Here is a 23667-nt window from a genome sequence, read left to right as displayed (position 1 = left end):
ATACCGTGCCCCTACGTCATCGACACACCCGCACGGCGGATACCGTGCCCCTACGTCATCGCCCCACACCCGCACGGCGGATACCGTGCCCCTACGTCATCGACACACCCGCACGGCGGATACCGTGCCCCTACGTCATCGCCCCACACCCGCACGGTGACACCGTGCCCCTACGTCATCGCCCCACACCCGCACGGCGACGCCGTGCCCCTACGTCATCGCCCCACACCCGCACGGTGACACCGTGCCCCTACGTCATCGACACACTCGCACGGCGGATACCGTGCCCCTACCCCCTGTGACCGACATATGCACCATCCTTGACGCCGGTTCGTGCCGTGCATTTTTTACCGTTGCCGATTGCGGTCGCGCCCACGCAAGAAAGGTGGGATATCGAGATCATCGTTTGAAATAGCCGGACGCACCGGTTGCACCGGTGGCTGCGTCGGTGCCGGTGTCGGCTGCTTGGGCCGCTGCGCCGACGGCCCACCGATCTGGCCCGTCGCTTGGCCGGTACTCGTCGCTGCCGTCGGGTACGAACGGGTGCGTTGCACGTTGCTATTGCGGTTGACATCAAAACCGGTGGCGATCAGCGTAATCTTGATCTCGCCGGGTGGGAAGTTCGGATCGATCACCGCACCGATAATAATGTTGGCATCAGGATCGACCTGCTTCGCCACAATATCAGCCGCCTCGTAGACCTCCATAATCCCCAAATCTTCACCACCGGTGATGTTGAAGAGAACGCCCTTCGCACCATCAATACTTACCTCGAGCAAGGGGCTGGCAATCGCCTGATTCACCGCATCAAGCGCACGAGTATCACCTTTCCCATACCCAACTGCCATCAACGCCGAACCCTGCTGCGCCATAATGGTCTTAACATCGGCGAAATCAACGTTAATCAGACCACGCTGCGTGATCAGGTCGGAGATGCCCTGAATGCCTTGGCGCAATACATCATCGGCCATCATGAAAGCCTGCTGGAACGTCGTATTCTTACTGGCCGTCTGCAACAGGCGATCATTCGGAATAACGATTAATGTATCAACCACCGGGCGCAACTGCTCAATCCCGGCTTCGGCCACTTTACGCCGATGATTCCCCTCAAACGTAAAGGGACGGGTCACAACACCAACCGTCAATGCACCAAGATCGTGGGCAATACCGGCAATAATCGGCGAGGCACCGGTGCCGGTGCCGCCCCCCATACCGGCGGCGACAAAGACCATATCGGCGCCCTTCAACTGCTCGTAAATGTCTTCTTGATTTTCCTCCGCAGCTTTTTGACCGATAACCGGATTACCACCACTGCCAAGACCGCGGGTTAGTTTGTCACCGATCCGGATGCGCACCGGTGCTAACGAGTGCATCAACGCCTGCACATCGGTATTAACGGTAATGAATTCAACCCCCTGCACCCCGGCGGCAATCATGCGATCTACTGCATTGCTGCCGCCGCCGCCAACACCAACAACTTTGATCTGAGCAAAATCTTCGAGTGAGAAGCCATTACTGCTTCGGTCAACCATGTGCGAACCTCCTTGGTGGTGATTATGGCAACAATTCGCGCACCCAGCGGCGGAAGCGCTCGTACAATGACATATCATCAGATGGAGTTTGCTCAGGTGGCCGCCCACCATACCGCATTCCCCACCGCAAAAGCCCTACTGCCGTCGCATATGCCGGTGAGTCGAGTGCGTCGTGAACGCCACCCAAACCACCGGGAATCCCGATTCGGACTGGCAAACCCAAATCTTCGCGGAGTAGCTCATCAAACCGGTTGAGCTGCGCACCGCCACCGGTCAAAACAATCCCGGCCGGCAACATCCCATCGTACCCACTCCGTCGCGCTTCGGCGACGATCAGCTCGATCAATTCCTCGGCACGTGCCTGCAACACTTGTTTGAGTAAATGCGCACTGATCCGCTGTTTTTCGCCTACCGTCAGCGTGTCAGCGTCGATCAGGTCACTTTCATCATCCGGCGCCGGTGGGTTGCCGGCCAGCGCACTGCCGTAGCGCAGTTTGAGATACTCGGCGGTGTTGGGAGGTGTGTGCAGCACATAGACGATATCGTTGGTAAAGTGCTGCCCACCAACCGGTATCACACCGGTATGCCAAACCCCGCCATGGGCAAAGATCGCGAGATCGGTCGTCGCTCCACCGATGTCAATCAGCATAACTCCTTGCTCTTTATCTTCATCGCTAAGCACGGCTTCCGCTGCTGCCAACGGTTGCAACACAAGATCATCAATCTGCACACCGACCCGTTCAACGCTGCGGATCAGGTTTTGAATTGCCATTGCCTCGCCGGTGATGATATGTGTTTCCACTTCCAGTCGTAACCCGCTCATCCCTATCGGGTCGCGAATACCTTCGTTGCCATCGATGACATAAGCGCGCGGAATGATATGAATGATTTCCCGCTGAGTCGGCAATGCTACCGCCTGCGCCGCTTCGATAGCGCGGGCCACATCTTGCCGCGATATACCATCGGGATTCTGCACCGCTGCAACCCCACGGCTGTTCAGCGATGAAATATGGCGACCGGCAATGCCGACAAAGGCATGGTTGATCCGAAAACCACTCGCACGCTCAGCCTTTTCGATACTCGTTTCGATGGCCGAAGCTGCGTCATCAATATTCACCACTACACCTTTATCAATCCCTCGGCTAGGCACCGTCCCCACACCGAGAATATTCAGTCGCCGACCATCGCCGGCTTGGCCGACAATGGTACAGATTTTGCTTGTGCCAACATCTATACCGACAATGGTTCGTGCCATGGTACGTGCCATAATTGCCTCACTGCCTACCGGAGCCGCAGCTTACGACCTACCGTCGGTGCGGTTCTGATAGAAAGGGTTCATCGGTCGTAAATCCAAATAGGTAAACGGCGTACCGTCGGTGAGCAGATACGCCAAGATCATTAATTTACGGGTAAGGTGCTCGCTCCGTCCAAAAACAATCATTTGATCTTGTTCGGTACGAATAAAGACGCCCAAGCCAAAATCCCAGCCGATCTGAGCCGGACGAAGGCCTAGTTCGTTTGGTAAGCGCCACGCCAGCTCGCGGGCTAACGCTAACGCATCAGGGTCGAGCTGCATCTGCGGCTCAACCGGCAGATTGGAGCTATCGACAATCACCAAAGCATCTGCCGGTGGCGCGACTGTAGCCGATTCAATCACAAACCCCTGGCGGTCTACTAGATAATCGACCCCACCGCTCCGCCAATAGATCACCGGCTGGCGCTCGACAATCACGATCCGTGCTCGATTGGGTAAGATCAGGCTGAGCCGAGCATGTTCGACAAATGGACTGCGGAGCAACGGGGCCACCGCCTGTTCTTCATCGATCAGCCAGATTGGCCACCCGCGCAACGGGACAGCATCGACAATGCGTTCTGGGCTGAGAAACTCAACCCCAACCACCTCGACCGTTTGCACACGGAATTGACTGCTAAAGAGGACGTAGAAGAGTGCTAGGCAGCTAACTATAAACACGGCACCGCTGACGATCCGCCCACTCTGCAAGCCGTCAATGAACCGTCGCCGCCACCCGGGAATTGCCGGTTCAGACGAAGACCGGCGTAACCGCTGCCGGCGTGCAGCAACCCGTTCGCGTGTATTTGGCGGATTGTATTCCATCGTCACCCCTTTACGTAGCCGGCACGCGCCGACCGGGCCAATGCCAACTCAACTAGTCGGTCGAGCAACTGTGGATAGGGTAAACCGCTAGCCGCCCACATTTTGGCGTACATACTGATCGGCGTGAAGCCAGGCATGGTATTGACCTCGTTCAACCAGAGCGTGCCTTGTTCACGGTCAAGGAGAAAATCAACTCGGGCCAGCCCAGCCCCGTCGATCGCTTGAAACGCGCGCTTGGCGAGCGTTTGCACCTGTGCAATCTGCATTTCGGTTAATGCCGCCGGTACTATTGTCTGTGAACCACCGGCGATATACTTCGCGTGGTAGTCGTACCACTCACCGGCAGGAATAATTTCACCGGGAATACTCACGTCAACGTGTTCGTTTCCTAATACCGAGATCTCTATTTCGCGCGCCGGAATGCCCTGCTCAACGACAATCCGTCGGTCATAACGGGCAGCTTCGTGCAAGCCGGTGATCAGTTCAGCTCGATCACGGACTTTACTCACCCCCACACTGCTACCCAAATTGGCCGGTTTAACAAACAACGGGAAGCGCAACGTTGCCTCTATCCGCTCACAGACCATCTCAAGAGCGGCCAATTCATGACGACGTACTAGCACCCACGGTAAGATCGGCAAATCGGCAGCCGCAAACGCAGCCTTCATCAATGCCTTATCCATCCCTACCGCGCTCGCCGCCACTCCACACCCAACGTAAGGACGCCCGGCCAGTTCAAAGAGGCCTTGGATAGTCCCATCTTCACCATAGGGACCATGCAGCACCGGAAAGATGACATCAGCGGGGGGTAACAACCAACCCGGTTCGCCTACACGGCCAAGTTCGCGCACCGGGCCGGGAGCAACCATTGTCGCGCTGGCCGGTAAACGGGACGGATCGGCCGCTGCCATAAGCATCGCCAATGCACCGGGACCATGCCACCAGCGGCCATCTTTACCGATCCCAAGCGCTTCGATCTGGTAGCGATCCGGATCGAGATTGCTCATCACAGCGTGCGCCGACACGAGCGATACTTCGTGTTCGCCACTTTGACCACCAAAAATGACGGCAATCGTGATTGGCTTGCTCATTGGTGACTTCTCCACCTACGTATAGCGATCGTGATAATGATCGTTATTAAAAAACGATCCTGTATCAACAATTTTTCGTATTATTTTGTTCGTGATAATCGTTTTTGACACCTTTTTTCTGCGCCGTCTAATCTGTCAAAACCTAGATAACACGTACTTCCAACTGTAACGTCACCCCAAACCGTTCGGCTACCGTCGTGCGCGCGAGTTCGATCAATGTCAAAATATCGGCGGCCCGTGCCTGACCACGATTAACGATATAGTTAGCATGGATCGGGCTAATCTCGGCATCACCAACACGTGTCCCTTTCAAGCCTGCCGCCTCGATCAAGCGACCGGCACTATCGCCGGGCGGATTTTTGAACACGCTACCACACGAACTTCCTGCCGGTGTTTTCCGTTTCCGTTCGGCGGCAATCGCGCCTATCCGCGCCATCAATACATTCGGATCGGCACGATGCAGACGGAAGCGCCCGGCTAACACGAGTGGCGGGACACCATCAGCCCCTCGCCGTTTAAGAATACTCTCCCGATAGGCATAGCCCAGCTCGGTTACCGGCCAGACTACTCGCTCGCTGCCGTTGAGCAACAGCTCGGCATCGATCAGCACACTTGCCGTATCACCACCATAACACCCCGCATTCCCCACAATCGCACCACCAATCGCACCGGGCAAACCCTCGGCCCACTCAAGCCCGGCCCACCCCATCGCCGCCAACCGACGGGCAGTACCGGCCATCGAGGTCCCGGCTTCGACCCACAATTCCGCCGTCTCACCGTGCTCGTGCAACGCCCAACGTTGGCCGCGATAGGAAGCGATCACTCCAGCAAACCCTTCGTCACGTACCAACAGATTAGTACCACGCCCAACCCAAATCAGTGGCAACCGGTGGGTCATAGCCCATGCCGCCAACACCATCGCCTCATCGGGCGTGGTTGGTTCGGCATAATACTGCGCCGGCCCACCAACCCGCCACGAGGTATGGCGCGACATTGGTTCATTGGGGCGGAGGGCGATTGGCAAGGATTTGTTCATCTATGCCTCCGCATGCATACGCTGAAGCTGCGCAATCACCATCGCTGCCACTCGATCACTATCACCTGCACCGAGCGTCAACACCACATCACCCGGTTGGACCAACGCCACCAATCGCTCTGCTGCGGTGGCAATCCCCCCACCATAGTACGCAACCACCCCCCGCGACACGAGATAGGCAACCAACTCGGTAGCGAGCACCGCCGGATCGCCCTGTTCACGAGCTGGATAAACATCACCGATCAACACGATTGCCGCAGCGTGGCATGCCTCTGGCCACTGTTCCCACAAACTGCGGGTGCGGCTAAAGGTGTGCGGTTGTATGTAAACAACCACCCGCCGACCGGGGTAGCGTTGCTGTGCTGCCGCGATTATTGCTTGCACTTCCGTAGGATGGTGCGCATAATCATCGATCACTGTTACTCCGGCCACTTCGCCATAGACCTCAAACCGGCGGCTACTCCCGCGATAGGTAGCCAACGCTGTTCCGGCTGCTTGCAGATCGGCACCCCAGATCGCCGCTGCCGCCAATGCCGCTGTCGCATTCCGCACATTGTGGATACCGGGCACAGCCAGCGTTACCATCAGGGCGAACCGACGGGCAAAGGTTTGTCGGTCGTAATACCAGAGATCAAATTGCTGTCCCTCGGCAGTTACCGTCACACGACTGGCCGTCCAGTCGAGAGGCGCCAACCGACACGACACCGGATCACAGGTAAGCTGCTCATCGATCCCATACCGGCGGGCCTGACCGTCGACATCGAGCGCCACCGCACCGGGATCATCGGCACACAGCAGCAACCGGCGCCGATCACGCACCTGCCCGGCAAACTCAGCAAACGCGGCGGAATAGTCGGCCGCCGTCGGATAGATATCTGGATGATCCCACTCGACATTCGTAACGATTGCCATCGCCGGCGTCAGCGCCAGAAACACCCGATCATACTCATCGGCCTCGATCACCAACGGCGCCGTCGGATCACCCCACTGCGCACTACCACCCAATGCCGGTACATCGGCACCGATCAAGAAACCGCATGCCACCCCACCACCCCGCAACGCCAACGCCGTCATCGCGCTGGTGGTGGTCTTCCCGTGGGTACCGGCAACGGCAATTACCGGTCGCTGGGCCGACCATGCCTGCCACAGATCGGCGCGGCTCAGGCGGGGAATACCCAACGCCGCCGCCGCTGTCAGTTCAGGATGTTCACCACGAATAGCGGCGGTCGCCAATACCGCATCAGCCCCACGGACATACGCCGGATCGTGGCCTTGCCAAATGCGTACCCCGCGTGCGGCGAGTGCCGTGGTTGCTCGGTTCGTCGTTAAATCCGAACCGCTGACCGTATGCCCCTGATCGAGCAAGAGGTGAGCAATCGCGCTCATCCCTGCCCCGGCAATACCCACAATGTGATAATGACTCACGGCTTCCAGACCTTTGGAAAGTTAAACAAGATCAACAACCCTAAAATCATAAAGAAGATTGCAATCAGCGATGGCAGCAGTAGACTAACATCCGGCAACACATTAAGAAATGTCGCAATTGGACCCTCAAATGTTCCGCCACCGGTGATAAATTCCCGCCAGAACACCACCGTTGCATTTGTCCACAGTAAGGCAATCAGCGCCCCTACGAACAAACCGAGCGGACGCGCCAACCTTTCCTTCGGCGGTCCCTTCCATGCGGCTTTGTTATCAAAATACTTACCTAATAGGATCAAGGCAATAAACGCCATCGCCCGAAAGAACAGCGGTACCTGAAAACCCGGCGTAATCAGAGGATCAAGCGGTGGCACCAAGGTTGGGTCATTCCCGATCAGAAATGCAACAAAACGCGGTGCATTCACCCAAAGCCGGTTAATAACATCAACCACAAACGTACCACCTTGCACACACGTCACATACGCAATGATCGTCCAAAGTGCCACCGTCAATACATTACGCATCCCTTGCTGATAACCGGCATAACCACCAATCGCCATTAGAATCAGCAAGAGTGCCACACCGTTGAGATTGACCGTAATCGCAGTCTGGGCAAGGGGGAGCACTATCCACTGCTCAATCATGCTGAACTCCTCGCAAGATCAATCAGTGCGTCAGCCAATCGTTGCGCCGCGTCAGGACGAGCGAGCACGCGACTTCGCGCTGCCATCTGTTTCCGCATCACCGCATCACTTAGAAGAGTATGTATTGCTTGTGCCAATGGCCCATTGGCCGGATCACCATCCCCGAGCATCGCATGATCGGCGACCTTCATCGCCGCCCCCCGTTGCACCAAATAATCGGCATTTTCATCTTGATGAACATACGGATAGGGCACAAGAACTGCCGGTAAACCAACCGCCGGCAGTTCGGCAAGAGTCGAAGCGCCACTCCGACAGACGGCCACATCAGCCGCCACCAACGCCGCCGTCATACTCTGGGCACTACCACCGGCAAGGTAGGGGAAGAGGAGATAGCGTGCCCGTAGCGCCGGTTCGAGCTGCGCAGCCGTAGCCTCTAACCAAACGTAATCGCCTTCGCGCCCACACACATGAATGATTGTGCAGAGCGGCAATAACGACGGCAAGAGGGCAGCAATCGCACGATTGACACTCCGTGCTCCCCGACTCCCGCCGTACACTAACAACACGAGTTGATCGGGTGCGATCCCAAACGCGCCTCGTGCCGCTTCACGGTCGGTAGTAAACAGCTCAGTACGTACCGGATACCCGGTAATAATCGCCCGGGGATGCCCTTCATACAACCCTAGGCGGGGCAGCGCATCACTTACATTGACTGCCGTGACATCGGCGATTCGGCTTAGGACCTTCACGGCCAACCCCGGCACCACATCGGGTAAATAGATCATCGTTGGCACACGCCGCAGCTTAGCAGCCACGAACAGTGGTACACAGACATAACCACCGGTACCCAAAATGGCTGCCGGTTGCTCACGTCGTAATAACGCGATTGCTGCTCCGATCCCACGCATGAGGATCAGCAGCGATCGCGCGACCTGCACCGGGCCCCGCCCACGAACCGCAGCCGCCGGTAATGACCGGAAGGGAAGTGTACTCTCCTGAGTGACAATCCGCTCTTCCATTCCCCCGACACTTCCCACATAGACCACGTGTGCCCGTTCAGCGAGGGCTTCGGCGACTGCGAGCGCCGGATAGACGTGCCCGCCAGTCCCGCCACCCGAGAGGATAAGCCGTGGCATGCTCGGTACGCTGACGGTACTTTGCCGTTGAAGTAACTGATGATGACCGATCGACATGGCGCGAAATGTTTAACAGGATCCCGATTGCGATCAGACAACTAATCAATGACGAGCTTCCATACGACAGAAACGGTAATGTCAACCCAGTAAACGGAATCAACCCGGTCGTCACTGCAATATTAATAAAAGCCTGAAATACCAACCACGAGGTAATCCCTACCGCGACAAGCGCTGCGAACGGTGTTGGTGCGCGCGCAGCGATCCGATACCCACGAGCCGCAATGATGACAAATACCAGCAAAACCGCGATTGTTCCCCACAATCCCAACTCTTCACCGATAATGGCATAAATGGTATCAGTGTGTGGTTGTGGTAGCCAGAGGTATTTTTGCCGGCTCATGCCGATACCTTGCCCCAAGACACCGCCACTGCCGAAAGCGTAGAGTGAATGAATGATCTGATACCCTTCGGTACTCGCCCGTGACCACGGATCAAGAAAGGCTTCCCATCGACTACTACGGAAGGTGATAATCAGTCCCCAAAACGCGGTAATCGCCAGCAACGCCGCCCCACCAACGTGCCACAGATTCGCTCCTGCCGCGAAGAAAATGGCACCACCGATCAAAACCATCACGATTGTAGTCCCTAAATCGGGCTGCAACATAACCAACCCGCAGATAAAACCAAGGATAACGGCGAAGGGCGCCAAGCCATACGTCACATTGCCGAGCCGATGGCTACGCCGCGACAGCCAGTGGGCAAAGTAAATGATCATCGCCAGCTTGGCAAATTCTGAGGGCTGGACACTAAAAATGCCAAGCCACCCTTCACCGAAACGGATCCACGACCGCGAGCCGTTCACCTCGGTCATACTTGCCGGCAAGATAAGAACGGATACCAGCAAGAGCAATGTTCCTGCCATGAGGTGAATCGAGTAGCGTTGCCAGACCCGATAATCGATCCGCTGAACCACCAACATGGCAACTAACCCGATTATCGCCCCGGTGGCTTGCCGTAAGAGGTAGTAAAACGGGTTGGCGTACAGCACTGTTCCCTCAACGAAACTGGCGCTATAGACCATCACCAAGCCAAACACCGTCAGACCACATACTACGGCTAACAACACCCGATCCGGTGAATGTGTGGTACGGTCAAACAATGGGTTGGCAACAGCTCCATTGTGGTTCAGTCTCATCGTCTAACTTCCTCTGATCAACCATCACCCTTAGGCCGGCTGCACCAAGCGCACCAACACCATCATCCCCAAAGTAAATGCCGTTACCCAGAGCCAGCCTTGCCGCGGAAAACGACGGATCAGTAATGGTGGAAAAAATCGCGAATCAATGGTGAGCCGGGGAGAGAGTGCAAGACTCACCAACACACCACTGACCAATCCGCCCAGATGCCCCCAGTTATCGATGACGCCTTGGGCAGCAAAACCGATCAGCAAGTTGATGACGGCAATGGCGACAATCCCACGTACCTGATCTTGACCGAACTGACCTAATACCTGTCGGTTGAGGTAGTAAAACATGCCTAAGCCGCCGATCAGACCGAAAATAGCCCCGCTTGCCCCAACTGCCGGTGCCGGTGAGAACGCATACGATGCGATACTACCACCCACACCACTGAGGAAGTACAGCACCAGAAAACGGACGTGCCCGTAAAACCGCTCGGTCTCCGGACCCAACACGGAAAGTGCATAGCCGTTAAAAAAGATGTGAATGAGGTTAGCGTGCAGAACGGTTGCCGTCAGCAATCGCCATACCTCACCGGTGGCGATCCGTTCGTTGACCTTTGCCCCCAAAACGACCAGCACCGACAACGTAGGCTGAAAGAATGAACCACTGAGCACACAACTCAAGAGATAGACAATTCCGATTATCCAGAGCAGACTGTAGGTGACAACCGGTCGCGGGATCGCAGGACGCGGCGGTGGTGGTGGCGTGTTCTCCGCCAAGTCGGGGCGACGGCCAAATTCACGTTCAGCCCGGCGTAAAAAGGCTTCGATCTCATCTGATTCATCAGGTGGACGGGTCATAACCTACTCCCCGGCGTGAGCGGCGGCTAACTCGCGCACGATACGACGAAACGCTTCACCACGATGAAATTCGTTCCGAAACATTCCGAAACTCGCGCATCCGGGCGAAAGTAACACTGCACCACCGGGTTGCGCCAACCTGCGTGCTGCCTGTACGGCTGTACTCAGATTATCAAACGGCCCATGGACCGGTAACGTCGGTTTGTACGATCTCAGCAAGGTTTGTAAGCGCGGTGTGGCACTTCCGTCCAACAGAACAACTTTTGCTGCACGTTCGGCAATCGTGGTCGCCAACGCCGGCAGATCGAGGTCTTTATCAGCCCCGCCGGCAATGAGTACCACCGGACCCGGTACCGTCGCCAATGCAGCAGCCGTAGCCGCAGGGTTGGTAGCAGTTGTGTCGTTGATGTATCGCACACCATCAATAACCGCTACCAGCTCGAGCCGATGTTCAACGCCGGTCACCCGGTGCAGTGCCGCTACAATTGCTGCCGGATCGATCCCAAACCGGTAGGCGAGTACTGCGGCAGCCAAGGCATTCGCTGCATTATGATCGCCGGGTAGCCGTAGATCAGAGCGATGGAACAACTCGACATCGCGATAGCGAAACACACCATCGTCGGTCATCGTCGCGTCAGCAGCCGGGTCGGTGAGACTATAACTGATCACTCCCGGTCGTCCCTGTCCCCACTCCCGTGCCTGTACCGGCGGCAGCACCGCCACCCCATCCGGTCCCTGATGAGCCATAATCTGTCGTTTGGCATTGACATAGGCAGTCAACGAACCGTGCCAATTGAGATGATCTACACCCACATTCGTCACCAGCGCATACGATGGACTGCATCGTGCCTCACCGAGCCGTTCGAGCTGAAAACTGCTCAGTTCCAGCACCACCGGCGTCTGTGGCCCGATCTGATCGAGCGTCTCAAGCGCCGAAACCCGTAAATTGCCTGCGACAACAGTGTCGGGGTAGCGTTGTCGGATCATCTCGGCTAACAGGAGAGTAGTGGTCGTCTTACCTTTGGTACCGGTCACACCGAGGATAGGACCCGGACATGCGCGAAAAAAGAGAGTCATTTCCGTTTCAATGGGGATGTCGCACGAACGTGCTAACGCCAACCACGGCGAATCGGGGCGTACCGCCGGATTCACCACCAGCATATCGGCAGAACACACGTCTTCAGCCCGATGCTCACCCAGGGTATACCGCACCTGTTTCCCCAATTCGGCGGCAAAAGCGTTAAGGCGGGCAATTGAATCAGCCAGCGCCTCGGGCGAAGCGAGGTCGGTCACCGTTACGTCAGCTCCGTGGCGCAACAGCCAACGAGCAACCCCCAACCCACCGCCATGCACGCCTAAGCCCATGACCAGTACTCGTGCTCCAGCTTTCATTACCGAACCCCATTGGTCTCTTGCACCATCATCGCCGGCAGCTCGACCTGCGTCTGTGACTGCGGTGAACCGAAGATCAACGCCAATGAAATCCCCACCATCGCCGCGACCGTCCCAATTAAAACGAAACGTTGGGTTACCTGTGGTTGGCTCCAGCCGAGCAATTCAAAATGGTGGTGGAGTGGCGCCATCTTAAACACCCGCCGACCCTCGCCATAGCGCCACTTTGTCCATTTAAAGTAACCGGTTTGGATGAGCGTCGAGAGCGCTTCAACCACAAAGACAATCCCAATGACCGGTAAGAGGATCCACTGCTGCGACTGTAGCGCAACAACGGCCAACGTTGCCCCCAACGACAACGCCCCTAAATCCCCCATAAATACTTGCGCCGGATAAGCGTTGTACCAGAGAAATGCGGCGCACGCCCCGACCACGGTAAAACAGAAGGCCATGAGATTGGTTAAACGCGGCTCAGCAAGAAAGGTGATCACACCGTAGGCACCAAAAGCAAGCGCCAGATTCCAACCGGCCAGACTATCCAACCCATCGGTAATATTGACGGCATTGGAGATAAACACAATAATCAGGACAGCGATTGGGATGAACCACAACCCAATATTGACCTCGCCGACAAAGGGTATCTGTACCAGACCTTCGTGCTCAAGACCGTAAGGTTGTGGAAGATAGAGGGCTAAACTGGCCATAAACGCCACTGCCGTCATTATCCAAAACTTAAACCGTACCGTAAAACCGTGGGTTTTAGAACGGGTACCGGTCAGCGAGAGCCAGTCGTCGATAGCGCCTAACACGGCGAAGCTGATCATAACACCTAGTGGTAGTAGCATCGACCAGCGATCGACCAGATTAAAGAGGACGGTCAAGACCACCACAGTGCTTACGATCATCACGCCGCCCATTGTTGGAGTGCCCACCTTCACGAGATGGCTCTGGGGACCATCGGGTCGAATCCGCTTCCCCAACTTATGTTTGCGGGCAAAGCGTACCCACCATCCACCGACGATCAAGGTCAAGATAAACGCTGCGGCAGCGAGCAACAAGGCACGCGCCATATCTTGTACGAGTACTGCACGAAGAACACTCACACAACTGCTCCTGTGGTGATCGGATGAACTACCTTGCCTGATGCAACACCTTCGCCATACGATAACCGGCTAGCCTTGCAGCGCGGTGACGATCGTCTCCATCTGCACCCCGCGCGAACCCTTAACAAGTAGGCAATCACCAGCTTGGATGAGTGAGCGCAATCGGTCTATCGCCGCATCGTTATCGGCACACACGATAACCTGCGCCTCTACCATACCGGCTGCCCGTGCTGCGGCAGCTACCGTCTGGGCTTGGCGCCCAACCGCCACCAACAGATCGGCCGTTCGCGCCGCCGCCGCACCAACCTGTCGGTGTCCCTCTTCGGCAGCCGAACCCAGCTCCAGCATTTCACCCAAAACGGCAATCCGGCGGCCAGGTGTCTCAGCTAATACCTCGAGAGCAGCAATGGTTGAAAGCGGCGCAGCGTTGTAGGTATCATCGATAATCGTCACCCCTTGTTGCCCGTTCACAATCCGCAAGCGCAACCGTTCACCGGGATCGCGCAAGCCGGTAGCAATCGCTTCCCAGTCCAGTCCTAACACCAATGCAGCGGCAATTGCAGCCAACGCGGTGTAGGCATGGTGACGGCCAATCAGTGGCGTCTGTAGATGGTGCTGCTCACCTTGGTACTCAACGGTCAGCTCGATCCCATACAAGCCATGGCTGATAACCTCTACTGCACGCACATCGGCGTGCAGTGCAAAGCCGTAGGTGACCACATGCGCCGGCGTGCGCGTAGCCATCGCCGCGACGCGCGGGTCATCGGCATTGAGGATACACCAGCCATCGGGTGGGAGCGATTCGGGCAATTCGGCTTTGGCGTTGGCAATCGCCTCGATACTGCCCAATCGCTCCAAATGCGACGGGCCAACATTCGTCACAATCCCGATGTGAGGGCGGGCCAGTGCCGCTAAAAAACGGATCTCGCCCGCCGCCCACATCCCCATTTCGAGCACTACGACTTGATGGTCGGCAGTCAACCCGAGCAAGGTAGCCGGCAATGTTATATCACTATTAAAGCTCCGTTGACTTTTTAAGGTACGTAGCCGCTGACTTATCACAGCCGCGACGACCTCTTTCGTTGAGGTCTTGCCCACACTACCGGTGATACCGATCACCGTTGGCGTGAACATCCGCCGATGGTAGACAGCCGCACGCTGTAATGCACAGAGCGGGTCGTCTACAGCGATGAAGAGGCACGCTTCTGGCGTCAGAGTCGCCAATGCGCTACCGTCACTCGGCTCGATCAGCCGCCATGGCCGAGCCACCGCCGACAAATCCGGTGCTAATGCGGCCAATTTCGCCGGCGAAACGAGTGCGGCAGCCGCACCGCGTGCCACAACATCGGGTAAGTATAAATGTCCATCGGTACGTTCGCCGGTTAGCGCCACGAAGAGAGAGCCTGGCCTCACCTCGCGCGAATCGACGACGACCGGCCCGATCTGCCGGTCGGCCCACGACGGTGGTATGTGGACTACTTGCCGCGTCGCACGTGGTTGTACTGCGTACAATAAGTTGTCGAGCCTGATCAACACACCCTCCCACAGCCAATATGTGCGCTGCACGCATTATGGAGGCCATTATAGCATCTCCCTTCTGTCCTCTTCGGCTGTGCCACCATCGTCCTACCTGATAGCAGGATGAGAGTGGGTTGACCAACATGCTATCCTCCTAGGGTTGCCCCGGACTTACTAAGGTGCGATCCGGAGGGAGATGGATGTAACGCAGTAATTGATCAACGACGTTGTAGTAGACCGGAATTGCGGTCAAGACACCGAGCGTATCCTTCTTGGGCCGGTCAATCTTCACCAGCACGACAAACCGTGGATCATCAACCGGCGCAATCCCCAACACCGAACCAATCGTGTAGGTCGGGTCGTAACCACCACCGGACAAAGGAATGGAAGCGGTACCGGTTTTGGCAGCAACCCGATAACCGGGAACCAACCATTGATCACTCCAATTACCGGTACGCGGTCCCCAGATTACCGGTGCATAGTGATTGGCCGAGTCAACCAACATCTCACGTACAGCACGGGCTACCTCCGGCTCAATCGGTGTCCCGGCGACCCGTGGTGTGGTCTGCACACAATCACCATTACGGCATATTCGCTGTACCACGTAGGGTTGCATCATCACTCCATCGTTTGCAATGGCTGCTGCCGCCTGCACTAACTGGAGGGGCGTCACCGAAATCGCCTGGCCGTAGGCATTGACCAAGAAGGTCAGAGGGTTGTAGCCGGGGCTACCGTAGAAATTGACAATACCGCTCTCTTCGCCGGCCAAATCAACTCCGGTTGGTTGACCGAAACCGAAGCGGGTTAGGGTGCGGTAGAAGACTTCCGGCCCGGTCAGTTCGTTAAACTGCAATGCCGCAACATTGCTCGAATAGTAGAGCATCCCACCAAGCGTGAGTGCTCCGTGGGGCGCACCATCAAAATTCCGCAATGTGTTGCCGTAACGTACCACCCATCCCGGATCATCAACGGTGGTCGTAGTCGTCACTGCCCCTGAACTGAGTGCAGCGCTGGCGGTGATCATCTTAAATGTACTCCCCGGCTCATAGACTGTCCCAATTGCCGGATTGCGACCGTAGACTTCCGGTGGATAGTCTTGCCAACGATTGGGATCAAAAAATGGCCAATTCGCCATCGCAAGGATAGCACCGGTTCGCGGGTCGAGCACCAAGATCGAACCACCATCGGCATTCTGTTCATCAATGGCCTGTTTGAGTTCACGTTCGGCAACCTGCTGAATAAACGGATCGATGGTCAGTTGCAGATCGGCGCCATCTTGTGGCGGTAAGGTGCGCGAAAGACTGGTCGCAATCGGATTCCGAGCAGGATCAAACTCACCTTCGATTTTTCCTTCAGAACCCCGTAACACCTGATCATAAAACGCCTCGATCCCGCTAATACCTTCACCGTTTAGGTTAATCGCACCGACCACATACGCCGCAGTCATACCCTGCGGATAGAACCGCATCGGCTCGTACACTAAGCGGAGGCCGGGTAGGTCCAGGGCAGCAAGCTGTTCTGCCACCTCCGGTTCAAGCCAACGGACCAAACGCACCCATTGGCGATCAGAGCGCAATGCCGACAGAATCGATTCAGCGGGAACACCGGTCGCGCCGGCCACGAGCAGTGCAATTTCCGCTTTTCGTTCCACCGGCACCTGCGGTGGAACGGCAAATAGGCTCTGCCGTTCCACATCCATTGCCAACACAATGCCCTTTGCATCAGTAATCTGACCGCGTCGCGGTGCGAGCAGCGTCGGTGTTTCGACCTCAAGTCGCGCTTTGCTTGCTAACTCATAGCTGCGCACAACTTGCAGATCGACCAACCGTACCGCGATCACGACCACCATGGTGAGGCAGATCAGCAGTAACACGTGCAGCCGCCAGCTAGCCAACCGACCAACTGGTGGTGTGATGGTGGTGGTTGGCGCAGATGATGTTGAACGGCGGGTCGTAGCAGCCATACGTCGTTACTCATCGAGATCGGGTAACTGTGGAATACGAACGTAACGGATCTGATCAGGGGTCGGCTGACGAAAACCCAATTCGGTGGCCCGCTTCAGCCGTGCTTCAACCGATTGCACGCGAGCCATCTGTTCTTGCAACCGCGAATACTCGCGGGTAAGCTGCACCTGCTGTTGACGCAACTCGACCAACTCATAATTCATCCGCACCACCAACCCGGACTGCACAAGGGTGATTAGACTGAGTAGGCAGCAGATCAATACCAGGAGCAATATGTAGCGTGCCCCATCGAGGCGGAGATAACGTGAGAGATCGATCCGACGTAACCGGACACGCCCCAGAATGGCAGGAATTTGTTCGCTTCGGACGGCCATACCTTCCTCTCTTGCCAACCCAATACCCCTATGCAATCCGCGTCGCAACCCGCAGCTTTGCACTGCGCGCGCGGGGATTGGTCGCCACTTCATCATCGGCTGCCATGAGCGGCTTCTTGGTATTGATCACCAAGCGGGGGGTTGCACCCTCGGCTTCAGCACGCATAAACTGCTTCACTATCCGATCTTCGAGCGAATGAAAGCTTATCACAGCCAACCGGCCACCCGGTGCAAGCAGATGAACCGCCTGCGGTAACGCCGCTGCCAGCCGGTCGAGTTCACGGTTAACGGCAATCCGCAAGGCCTGAAAGGTACGTGTCGCCGGGTGGATCCGCCCCCGGCGCTCACCCACAACCCGTGTGATCACGGCTGCCAGATCGGCAGTACGCTGAAACAACTGAGTACGACGACGTTCGACAATCGCACGGGCAATCCGCCGAGCCGCGTGTTCTTCGCCGTATTGAAAGATGATGTCGGCTAATTCTCGTTCACTCAAGGTATTGACCAAATCGGCAGCAGTCGAACCTTGGGTCGGATCAAGCCGCATATCAAGCGGACCATCGGCGGCGAACGAAAACCCACGTTCCGGTGTATCAAGCTGATACGACGACACCCCAAGATCGAACAAGACACCATCAACGTTGATAAAGCCGGCCTCACCGGCGATCACGGCCAAATCGGCGAACGAACCATGACACAATACCGCGTGCTCACGCAGACCTGCCTCAGCCAAACGGTCAGCGGTAGCAACCAGTGCCGCCGGATCAGCATCAATACCAAGTAACCGACCACCGGGCTGAGCTGCTTGCAGCACTGCCAGTGCATGGCCACCACCACCGACTGTTGCGTCGATATAGCGACCACCGGGCCGTGGTGCAAGTGCGGCAACCACTTCGGCCACCATTACTGGTATGTGCTGGAACGTCACCGCCATCAAATCCCCAACTTCCGCATTTGTTCATCAAAGCGCGGCCCCTGGCTTACTAACCGCTCTTCGACCTCACGCCAGCGTTCCGGTGACCACACCTCGATAAAGGCATCAAGCCCGATCAGTATCGCCTGATCGGCCAACCCGCCAATTTCGCGCAGGTTCTGGGGCAAAAGGATACGCCCCTGCCGATCCATCTCTTGCTCCGAGGCATTGGCAAAGAGTAACCGGCGCAGCATGCGCGCATCTTCATCAACCAACGACAACGAGCTGACCCGACGGGTGAGATCGCTCCAAAACGGCAGTGGAAAGATGAGCAGACACCGGTCGAAACCACGGGTAAGCACCATGCCACCGGCCAGTTCTGCCCGAAAGCGTGCCGGAATGGCCAGGCGGCCTTTTTCATCGATGGCATGTTCGTGGGTACCTAAAAACACGGTGCAGTTTTCCCACTTGCAGGAAAAGCTCCCACTTTTCCCCACTTTTCCCCACCTACCACCACATTATAGCCGACATACCTCATGGCTTCAAGCCATGAAAGTATCTACTAATCATGACAGTTTGGTTTCAAACTGCCTAAAAGGCAAGATCGAGTAGAATATTTGTACGAATACGAGAAGAAAGTGAGGAACATATGAGCGAATCATTTGATCAACTTAGCCATTTGGATGCTGCGGGTCGGGCTCGGATGGTTGATGTTGGGAACAAAGCGGTTACAGCGCGAGAAGCCATTGCCCGTGGGCGGGTCGTTATGCAACCGGCGACACTTCAACTGATTGTGAGTGGGGGTACGCCAAAAGGTGATGTGTTGGCGGTAGCGCGTGTCGCCGGTATTATGGCGGCAAAACGCACCGCCGAACTGATTCCCTTATGTCATCTTCTCAACCTTAGCCATGCTAGCGTCAACTTTACCCCTGATCCGGCAGGCAATGCGTTGGAAATCGAAGCGACGGTCCGTTGCACCGGTCAAACCGGGGTGGAAATGGAAGCGCTGACGGCGGTCAGTGTCGCGGCACTGACCATCTACGATATGTGCAAGGCTGTTGATAAGACCATGCAAATCGACGGGATTCGGCTGATTGCCAAGCGAGGTGGGCGCAGCGGCGACTGGCAGCGTGAAGAGTCGGCTTGACGTTGAACATATGTTCTGGTATACTAACGCAAAGGCCGCTAAGATCGCCGAGGTGTGTCACTGAGAGCAGCCTCCACCGCCGACATTATCGTTTGCCATTGTCGAAATGCTATCAGAAAGAGAGATCGGTTATGGCGCGCAAATCACTAACTCCAGCTACTCCATCACCTGCTGCTATCAACTCTTCAACGGCAACACCTGCTCAATCGAGCGAATTCACGTTTCGTTGGCAGCCACCTTTTTTGATGTGGTACGATGACAATCCCAAAACCCTGGTAGTGCAGAAGATTGCCGCGGCGATTAACGCTTACAAGGCTCGCTTCCCTGGGGTAGAACCAACGTTGGTGTTGGTGAACGAGGCCGAAGTTGTACCGGTTGATGGTATTACGGTGCGTGGGATGGTGACGGTGAGTCGGCATACGTATTGGGTGGGACAGATTTGAGCTAGTATGTCAAGGGGAGAACGCACGGCTGTGCGCGTCCCCGCCGGCTGTGCCTCTCCGTCGGTTGTCCGCATCCCCGCCGGTCGTGCGCTTCTTCACAGGCAGCACGTCCTTGCCGGCTGTCTCTCCTTGCCCCTACTTCTTAACGCGATTGGGTATCGAGATAGGCTAGACCTTCTTGCGCGTAGGGATTATCGGGGTCGAGTGCCAATACGTTTTCGAGAGCTACCCGCTGATCCTCAGGATCATCAACTGCACCGCTCAACCAAAGCCACGCTTCCGGGATCTGTTCGTTCAGCTCGACCAATTCGAGTAACAGTTCACGGGCGCGCGCTTTATCACCACGTACCAGAGCTTGTGCCCCTTCGTACAACAGGCGCGCTTGATGCCGATCAAGGGTTGGCATGGTTTATTCCTCACGTTGCCACAATTGTTCGGTGAGACAGAGATCGTATCTGCCCCGGCCATCACCTATCTGCGTCCACCTTGGCGGGCAACCTGCACGACCTCGGCAAGTATACTTAGCGCGATCTCTTCCGGCGTCTTGGCTCCAATCGGTAGCCCAATTGGGCCATGAATGCGGGCCAGCTCTTCCGGGGTAAATCCCTCGGCAGCCAACCGTTCGAGGCGGCGAGTATGCGTTTTTGGGCTGCCCAATGCGCCAATGTAGCGCGCCGGCGAGCGTAAAGCAACCCGCAACGCCGGATCGTCGAGCTTGGGATCGTGGGTGAGCACTGCCACACTGCTACGCGCATCGAGCCGCCCGGCTAACGCCTCATCAGGCCATGCGATGATTAATTCATCAACATGACCAAACCGCTCGTCGGTGGCAAATGCTTCACGGGCATCGATCACGACGGTCCGAAAACCGACTACCTTCGCCATTGCGGCTAGAGCAATGCTGATATGCACACCTCCGACCATAAACAGCGTCGGTGGTGGGGCAAAACTCTCGACAAAAATCATCACCTCAGGCGACAATGCGACAGTTTGAGTTTCGCCTTGCGCCAGCAACGGTAACGCTGCTTGCACCGCCTGCGCCGTGAGCGTAGGATCGCCGAGATCACCGAACGTCTGTCCGTCCGGGGTGCAGGCCATCTTCGCGCCAACCGGCCCTCCCGCCAGCACCGTAATCGTCGCCAACGAGCGACCGTTACGCACCGCATCACGCACTAGTTCGTAAATAGTACCCATCATGCTTTCTCGCTCCGATAGTGATCGTAGAGATCGCGGCGCTAACGCAACGGCTCGACCAGCACATCAATCGTACCACCACAAGCTAACCCTACATCCCACGCCGTCTCATCAGTGACACCGAAATGGAGTAAGCGCGCTTGTCCGGTCGCGATTGCCTCTTGGCAGGCCTCAAACACCGCACCTTCGATACAACCACCACTGACCGAACCGACCATTGCACCACTCGACGAGACCGCCATCTTCGCACCCACTTGCCGTGGCGATGACCCCATCGTGCGCACAACCGTCGCAATCGCTACCCGTTCGCCACGGGCCAGCCACCGATCAATTGCGTCGATAATATCGTGCATTGTGCATCACCCTCCGCAAACTAATCAGCCATACTTGACTGCATCTTTGCCTGGCGCTGGCGGCGCACATCGTACCACTGCCACAACCACACCCCACCGACCAGCATCACTCCGACCAGATCGGTCAGTAAGCTCGGCCAGAAGCAGAGAAATGTCCCAACCGCGGCGACAATCCATTCCCACCAATTCGTCTTACGCACAAGGTAGAACATCGATACTGCCGAGAAGGCAATGGTACCAAGCGTGGCCGAGAACCACGACATCGCCACTTTACTCCATTCTACATCGACGAGCGGCTGACCACTCGAACCGATTATCAGTATTTCCGGGGTAAAGGCAAAGAGAATGGGCATGACATAGAGCAGCTTGGCAAACTTAAACGATGTCCATCCCGTCTTCCACGGATCGGCGCCGGCAATTGCTGCTCCAGCATACGCTGCTACACACACCGGTGGGGTGATGTTGCTGTCTTGGCTAAACCAGTAGACGATCATATGCGCAGCCAACAGGGCGACCCCGAGGTTCGTCAATGCCGGGACCGCGATCACGGCGGTAATCAGGTACGATGCTGTTACCGGTACGCCCATACCGAGCAATAACGAGGCAAATCCGATCAAAGCCACAGCAGCTAAAATATTGCCACCGCTCAGACTAACGATAATGTTAGCGAAGCGCTGACCGACACCGGTAGCGTAAATCGTCCCGACGATCATCCCGATCACGCCGACCGTCGCGCCGATCACTAACGTATCGCGCACACCTTTTTGAATTGCCTCATTAATCGCCTTGATCACACGCACCGTACTGCGCAAAAACGCATTGACGAGCGTCCCACCTTGAGCAGCCGGATTCTTAAAATCAGCCACATTTTCCGGCAACAGATACATCAGTGGAATACACGACAAGATCGACCAGAACGCGGCATAGCCGGGCGAGAAGCCACGAGCCAGCATCACAATAACGACCACCAACGGCAGCGCCAGATACCATTCGTGGCGGATGATCTGCCACGCGGTCTGCTCGGTTTTAATGCCGGTAAGACCGAACTTCTTGGCCTCGAAATGCACCATTGTCAAGACCGAGAGAAAGTAGAGGATCGCCGGTACAATCGAAATCGCTACAATCACTGAATAGGGTGTATTAGTCAATTCAGACATCAAAAACGCACCGGCACCCATGACCGGGGGCATAAACGCTCCACCAATCGAAGCTGACGGCTCAATCGCACCGGCCACGTGAGGCCGGAAACCGGCCCGTTTCATCATCGGAATGGTAAAGGTACCGGTGCTGACCGTATTGGCAATTGCACTCCCTGAAATTGAACCAAACAACGCCGATGAAAGGACAGCAACCTTGGCCGGCCCACCGGTACTCCGCCCAGCTAAAGCGAGCGGCAGATCGATGAAAAAGCGACTGGCACCGGCTTTATTGAGAAAAGCGCCAAAAAAGATGAACAGAATGACGTAACTGACCAGCACGTTGGCCATCACGCCGAATACACCCTCTTGGTCGAGGAACAGCACCGTCGCCACCCGTTGCCATGGCTGACCACGATGGGCAAACGTGTCTAAAATGGGAATATCGTAGAGCACAAAACCAAACCGCAGATAAAGGATGAAAAAGAGACCAATCAGCGTCATCGACCAACCGAGGACACGCCGAGCAATTTCGAGCGAGATAATCAACCCGATCACGCTGACGGTAAAGTCGGTTGGATTATACGCGCCGGCCCGCCGTTGCAGCGCCGGATAGTTCAGAATGAAATAGCCAACGACCAAAACTGTGACCACGATGAGCACGAGATCGATAATCGTTGGCCCACCACGCGCCATGATGATCGTGCGTAACGGAGCCGGCATCCGCTCAGCCAAACGGTTCAGCCACGGTTGCAACGGACTCTTCTTGCCGACGGCCGGGTAGAGCAGTAGCACGAGAATGTAGGTCAGCATGACATAGATACCACGCTGCCACTGTACCGGCGCCGGGAGAGTTCCAGCGGTATAAATATAGAAACCGGCCATTCCAACCGCAATCAGCGCCACAACGGCGCTCCAAAAGCGGCCTAGCATCCGTGTGGGTTTCTCTTCTTGTTCGAGGTACTGACGAACCTTTTCCTGATCGATCTCGTCGCCGGTCGGCAGTATGCCATCTTCGGATCGTTTTACTTCAGCCATATCAACCTCTTTACCATAAGACGGTACCGGAGGGAGTCATGTCGGTGCTCCCTCCTGCCCTCCATCAGCTCGCC

General features: G+C 56.4%; 23 protein-coding genes. 2 read left to right on the top strand and 21 right to left on the bottom strand.

The features are described 5' to 3' along the window. Positions 1-347 precede the first annotated feature (347 nt). From ftsZ to mraZ, 17 genes are all read right to left on the bottom strand, one after another. Positions 348-1532: a cell division protein FtsZ gene (gene ftsZ / locus ACP5OT_RS15150; protein ID WP_424674784.1), complete on the bottom strand. Its 1185-nt coding sequence runs from the start codon at positions 1530-1532 to the stop codon at positions 348-350. A gap of 22 nt (positions 1533-1554) precedes the next feature. Beyond that, positions 1555-2799, bottom strand: coding sequence for a cell division protein FtsA (gene ftsA / locus ACP5OT_RS15145; RefSeq protein ID WP_428132594.1), 1245 nt, complete (start codon positions 2797-2799; stop codon positions 1555-1557). Positions 2800-2829: 30 nt separating this feature from the next. Next, on the bottom strand, positions 2830-3648 hold the full coding sequence (locus ACP5OT_RS15140; RefSeq protein ID WP_424674786.1) for a cell division protein FtsQ/DivIB: 819 nt from the start codon (positions 3646-3648) through the stop codon (positions 2830-2832). Positions 3649-3650: 2 nt separating this feature from the next. Continuing rightward, the gene (locus ACP5OT_RS15135) at positions 3651-4739 is read right to left on the bottom strand and encodes a D-alanine--D-alanine ligase family protein (protein WP_424674787.1); all 1089 of its coding nucleotides are present in this window, start codon (positions 4737-4739) and stop codon (positions 3651-3653) included. Positions 4740-4881: 142 nt separating this feature from the next. Then, entirely contained in the window at positions 4882-5775 is an 894-nt protein-coding gene (gene murB, locus ACP5OT_RS15130) for a UDP-N-acetylmuramate dehydrogenase (RefSeq protein WP_424674788.1), read from the bottom strand. After that, the gene (gene murC, locus ACP5OT_RS15125; RefSeq protein WP_424674789.1) at positions 5776-7200 is read right to left on the bottom strand and encodes a UDP-N-acetylmuramate--L-alanine ligase; all 1425 of its coding nucleotides are present in this window, start codon (positions 7198-7200) and stop codon (positions 5776-5778) included. Further along, positions 7197-7841 carry a hypothetical protein gene (locus ACP5OT_RS15120; protein WP_424674790.1) on the bottom strand — a complete coding sequence of 215 codons (645 nt, stop codon included), beginning with the start codon at positions 7839-7841 and terminating at the stop codon, positions 7197-7199. Before ACP5OT_RS15120 ends, murC begins: the two co-directional genes overlap by 4 nt. Then, a complete protein-coding gene (locus ACP5OT_RS15115; RefSeq protein WP_424674791.1) occupies positions 7838-8977 on the bottom strand; it encodes a UDP-N-acetylglucosamine--N-acetylmuramyl-(pentapeptide) pyrophosphoryl-undecaprenol N-acetylglucosamine transferase in 1140 nt (379 codons plus the stop codon). Before ACP5OT_RS15115 ends, ACP5OT_RS15120 begins: the two co-directional genes overlap by 4 nt. Beyond that, complete coding sequence (gene ftsW, locus ACP5OT_RS15110) at positions 8898-10172, bottom strand: putative lipid II flippase FtsW (RefSeq protein ID WP_428113349.1); 1275 nt, start codon at positions 10170-10172, stop codon at positions 8898-8900. Before ftsW ends, ACP5OT_RS15115 begins: the two co-directional genes overlap by 80 nt. Before the next feature lie 30 nt (positions 10173-10202). Beyond that, the gene (locus ACP5OT_RS15105) at positions 10203-11018 is read right to left on the bottom strand and encodes a rhomboid family intramembrane serine protease (RefSeq protein WP_424674793.1); all 816 of its coding nucleotides are present in this window, start codon (positions 11016-11018) and stop codon (positions 10203-10205) included. Between the two features lie 3 nt (positions 11019-11021). Beyond that, positions 11022-12410 (bottom strand): UDP-N-acetylmuramoyl-L-alanine--D-glutamate ligase, encoded by a 1389-nt coding sequence (gene murD / locus ACP5OT_RS15100; RefSeq protein WP_424674794.1) that lies wholly within the window; start codon positions 12408-12410, stop codon positions 11022-11024. Further along, complete coding sequence (mraY, locus tag ACP5OT_RS15095; RefSeq protein ID WP_424674795.1) at positions 12410-13513, bottom strand: phospho-N-acetylmuramoyl-pentapeptide-transferase; 1104 nt, start codon at positions 13511-13513, stop codon at positions 12410-12412. The genes murD and mraY overlap by 1 nt, the downstream gene beginning before the upstream one ends. Before the next feature lie 69 nt (positions 13514-13582). Beyond that, positions 13583-15049, bottom strand: coding sequence for a UDP-N-acetylmuramoyl-tripeptide--D-alanyl-D-alanine ligase (locus tag ACP5OT_RS15090; RefSeq protein ID WP_428132591.1), 1467 nt, complete (start codon positions 15047-15049; stop codon positions 13583-13585). 136 nt (positions 15050-15185) lie between these two features. After that, positions 15186-16994 carry a peptidoglycan D,D-transpeptidase FtsI family protein gene (locus ACP5OT_RS15085; RefSeq protein ID WP_424674797.1) on the bottom strand — a complete coding sequence of 603 codons (1809 nt, stop codon included), beginning with the start codon at positions 16992-16994 and terminating at the stop codon, positions 15186-15188. Between the two features lie 6 nt (positions 16995-17000). Further along, positions 17001-17369, bottom strand: a complete 369-nt coding sequence (locus tag ACP5OT_RS15080; RefSeq protein WP_424674798.1) for a hypothetical protein — start codon at positions 17367-17369, stop codon at positions 17001-17003. 28 nt (positions 17370-17397) lie between these two features. Further along, positions 17398-18303, bottom strand: coding sequence for a 16S rRNA (cytosine(1402)-N(4))-methyltransferase RsmH (gene rsmH / locus ACP5OT_RS15075; RefSeq protein WP_424674799.1), 906 nt, complete (start codon positions 18301-18303; stop codon positions 17398-17400). After that, positions 18303-18734, bottom strand: coding sequence for a division/cell wall cluster transcriptional repressor MraZ (gene mraZ / locus ACP5OT_RS15070; protein WP_424674800.1), 432 nt, complete (start codon positions 18732-18734; stop codon positions 18303-18305). Before mraZ ends, rsmH begins: the two co-directional genes overlap by 1 nt. A 197-nt stretch (positions 18735-18931) precedes the next feature. On the opposite strand from mraZ, the gene moaC reads away from it, so the two are divergent. Together moaC and ACP5OT_RS15060 are read left to right on the top strand one after the other, a co-directional pair. Continuing rightward, entirely contained in the window at positions 18932-19429 is a 498-nt protein-coding gene (gene moaC / locus ACP5OT_RS15065) for a cyclic pyranopterin monophosphate synthase MoaC (protein ID WP_424674801.1), read from the top strand. A 131-nt stretch (positions 19430-19560) separates the two neighbouring features. After that, on the top strand, positions 19561-19872 hold the full coding sequence (locus ACP5OT_RS15060) for a hypothetical protein (RefSeq protein WP_428113339.1): 312 nt from the start codon (positions 19561-19563) through the stop codon (positions 19870-19872). 142 nt (positions 19873-20014) lie between these two features. Here ACP5OT_RS15060 and ACP5OT_RS15055 read toward each other — a convergent pair whose 3' ends face one another. The 4 genes from ACP5OT_RS15055 to ACP5OT_RS15040 all read right to left on the bottom strand — a co-directional run bounded on the left by ACP5OT_RS15055 (position 20015) and on the right by ACP5OT_RS15040 (position 23593). Further along, complete coding sequence (locus ACP5OT_RS15055) at positions 20015-20278, bottom strand: hypothetical protein (protein WP_424674803.1); 264 nt, start codon at positions 20276-20278, stop codon at positions 20015-20017. A 65-nt stretch (positions 20279-20343) separates the two neighbouring features. Next, positions 20344-21069, bottom strand: coding sequence for an XdhC family protein (locus tag ACP5OT_RS15050; RefSeq protein ID WP_428113337.1), 726 nt, complete (start codon positions 21067-21069; stop codon positions 20344-20346). A gap of 38 nt (positions 21070-21107) precedes the next feature. Continuing rightward, positions 21108-21419, bottom strand: a complete 312-nt coding sequence (locus ACP5OT_RS15045) for an XdhC family protein (protein WP_424674805.1) — start codon at positions 21417-21419, stop codon at positions 21108-21110. Between the two features lie 20 nt (positions 21420-21439). Then, on the bottom strand, positions 21440-23593 hold the full coding sequence (locus ACP5OT_RS15040) for a TRAP transporter permease (RefSeq protein ID WP_428113335.1): 2154 nt from the start codon (positions 23591-23593) through the stop codon (positions 21440-21442). Positions 23594-23667 lie beyond the last annotated feature (74 nt).

The sequence above is a fragment of the Chloroflexus sp. genome, assembly GCF_049970315.1.
Classification (GTDB): Bacteria; Chloroflexota; Chloroflexia; order Chloroflexales; family Chloroflexaceae; genus Chloroflexus.
The sequence above is the reverse complement of the archived record's forward strand: the minus strand, read 5'-3'. Positions and strand labels throughout refer to the sequence as shown.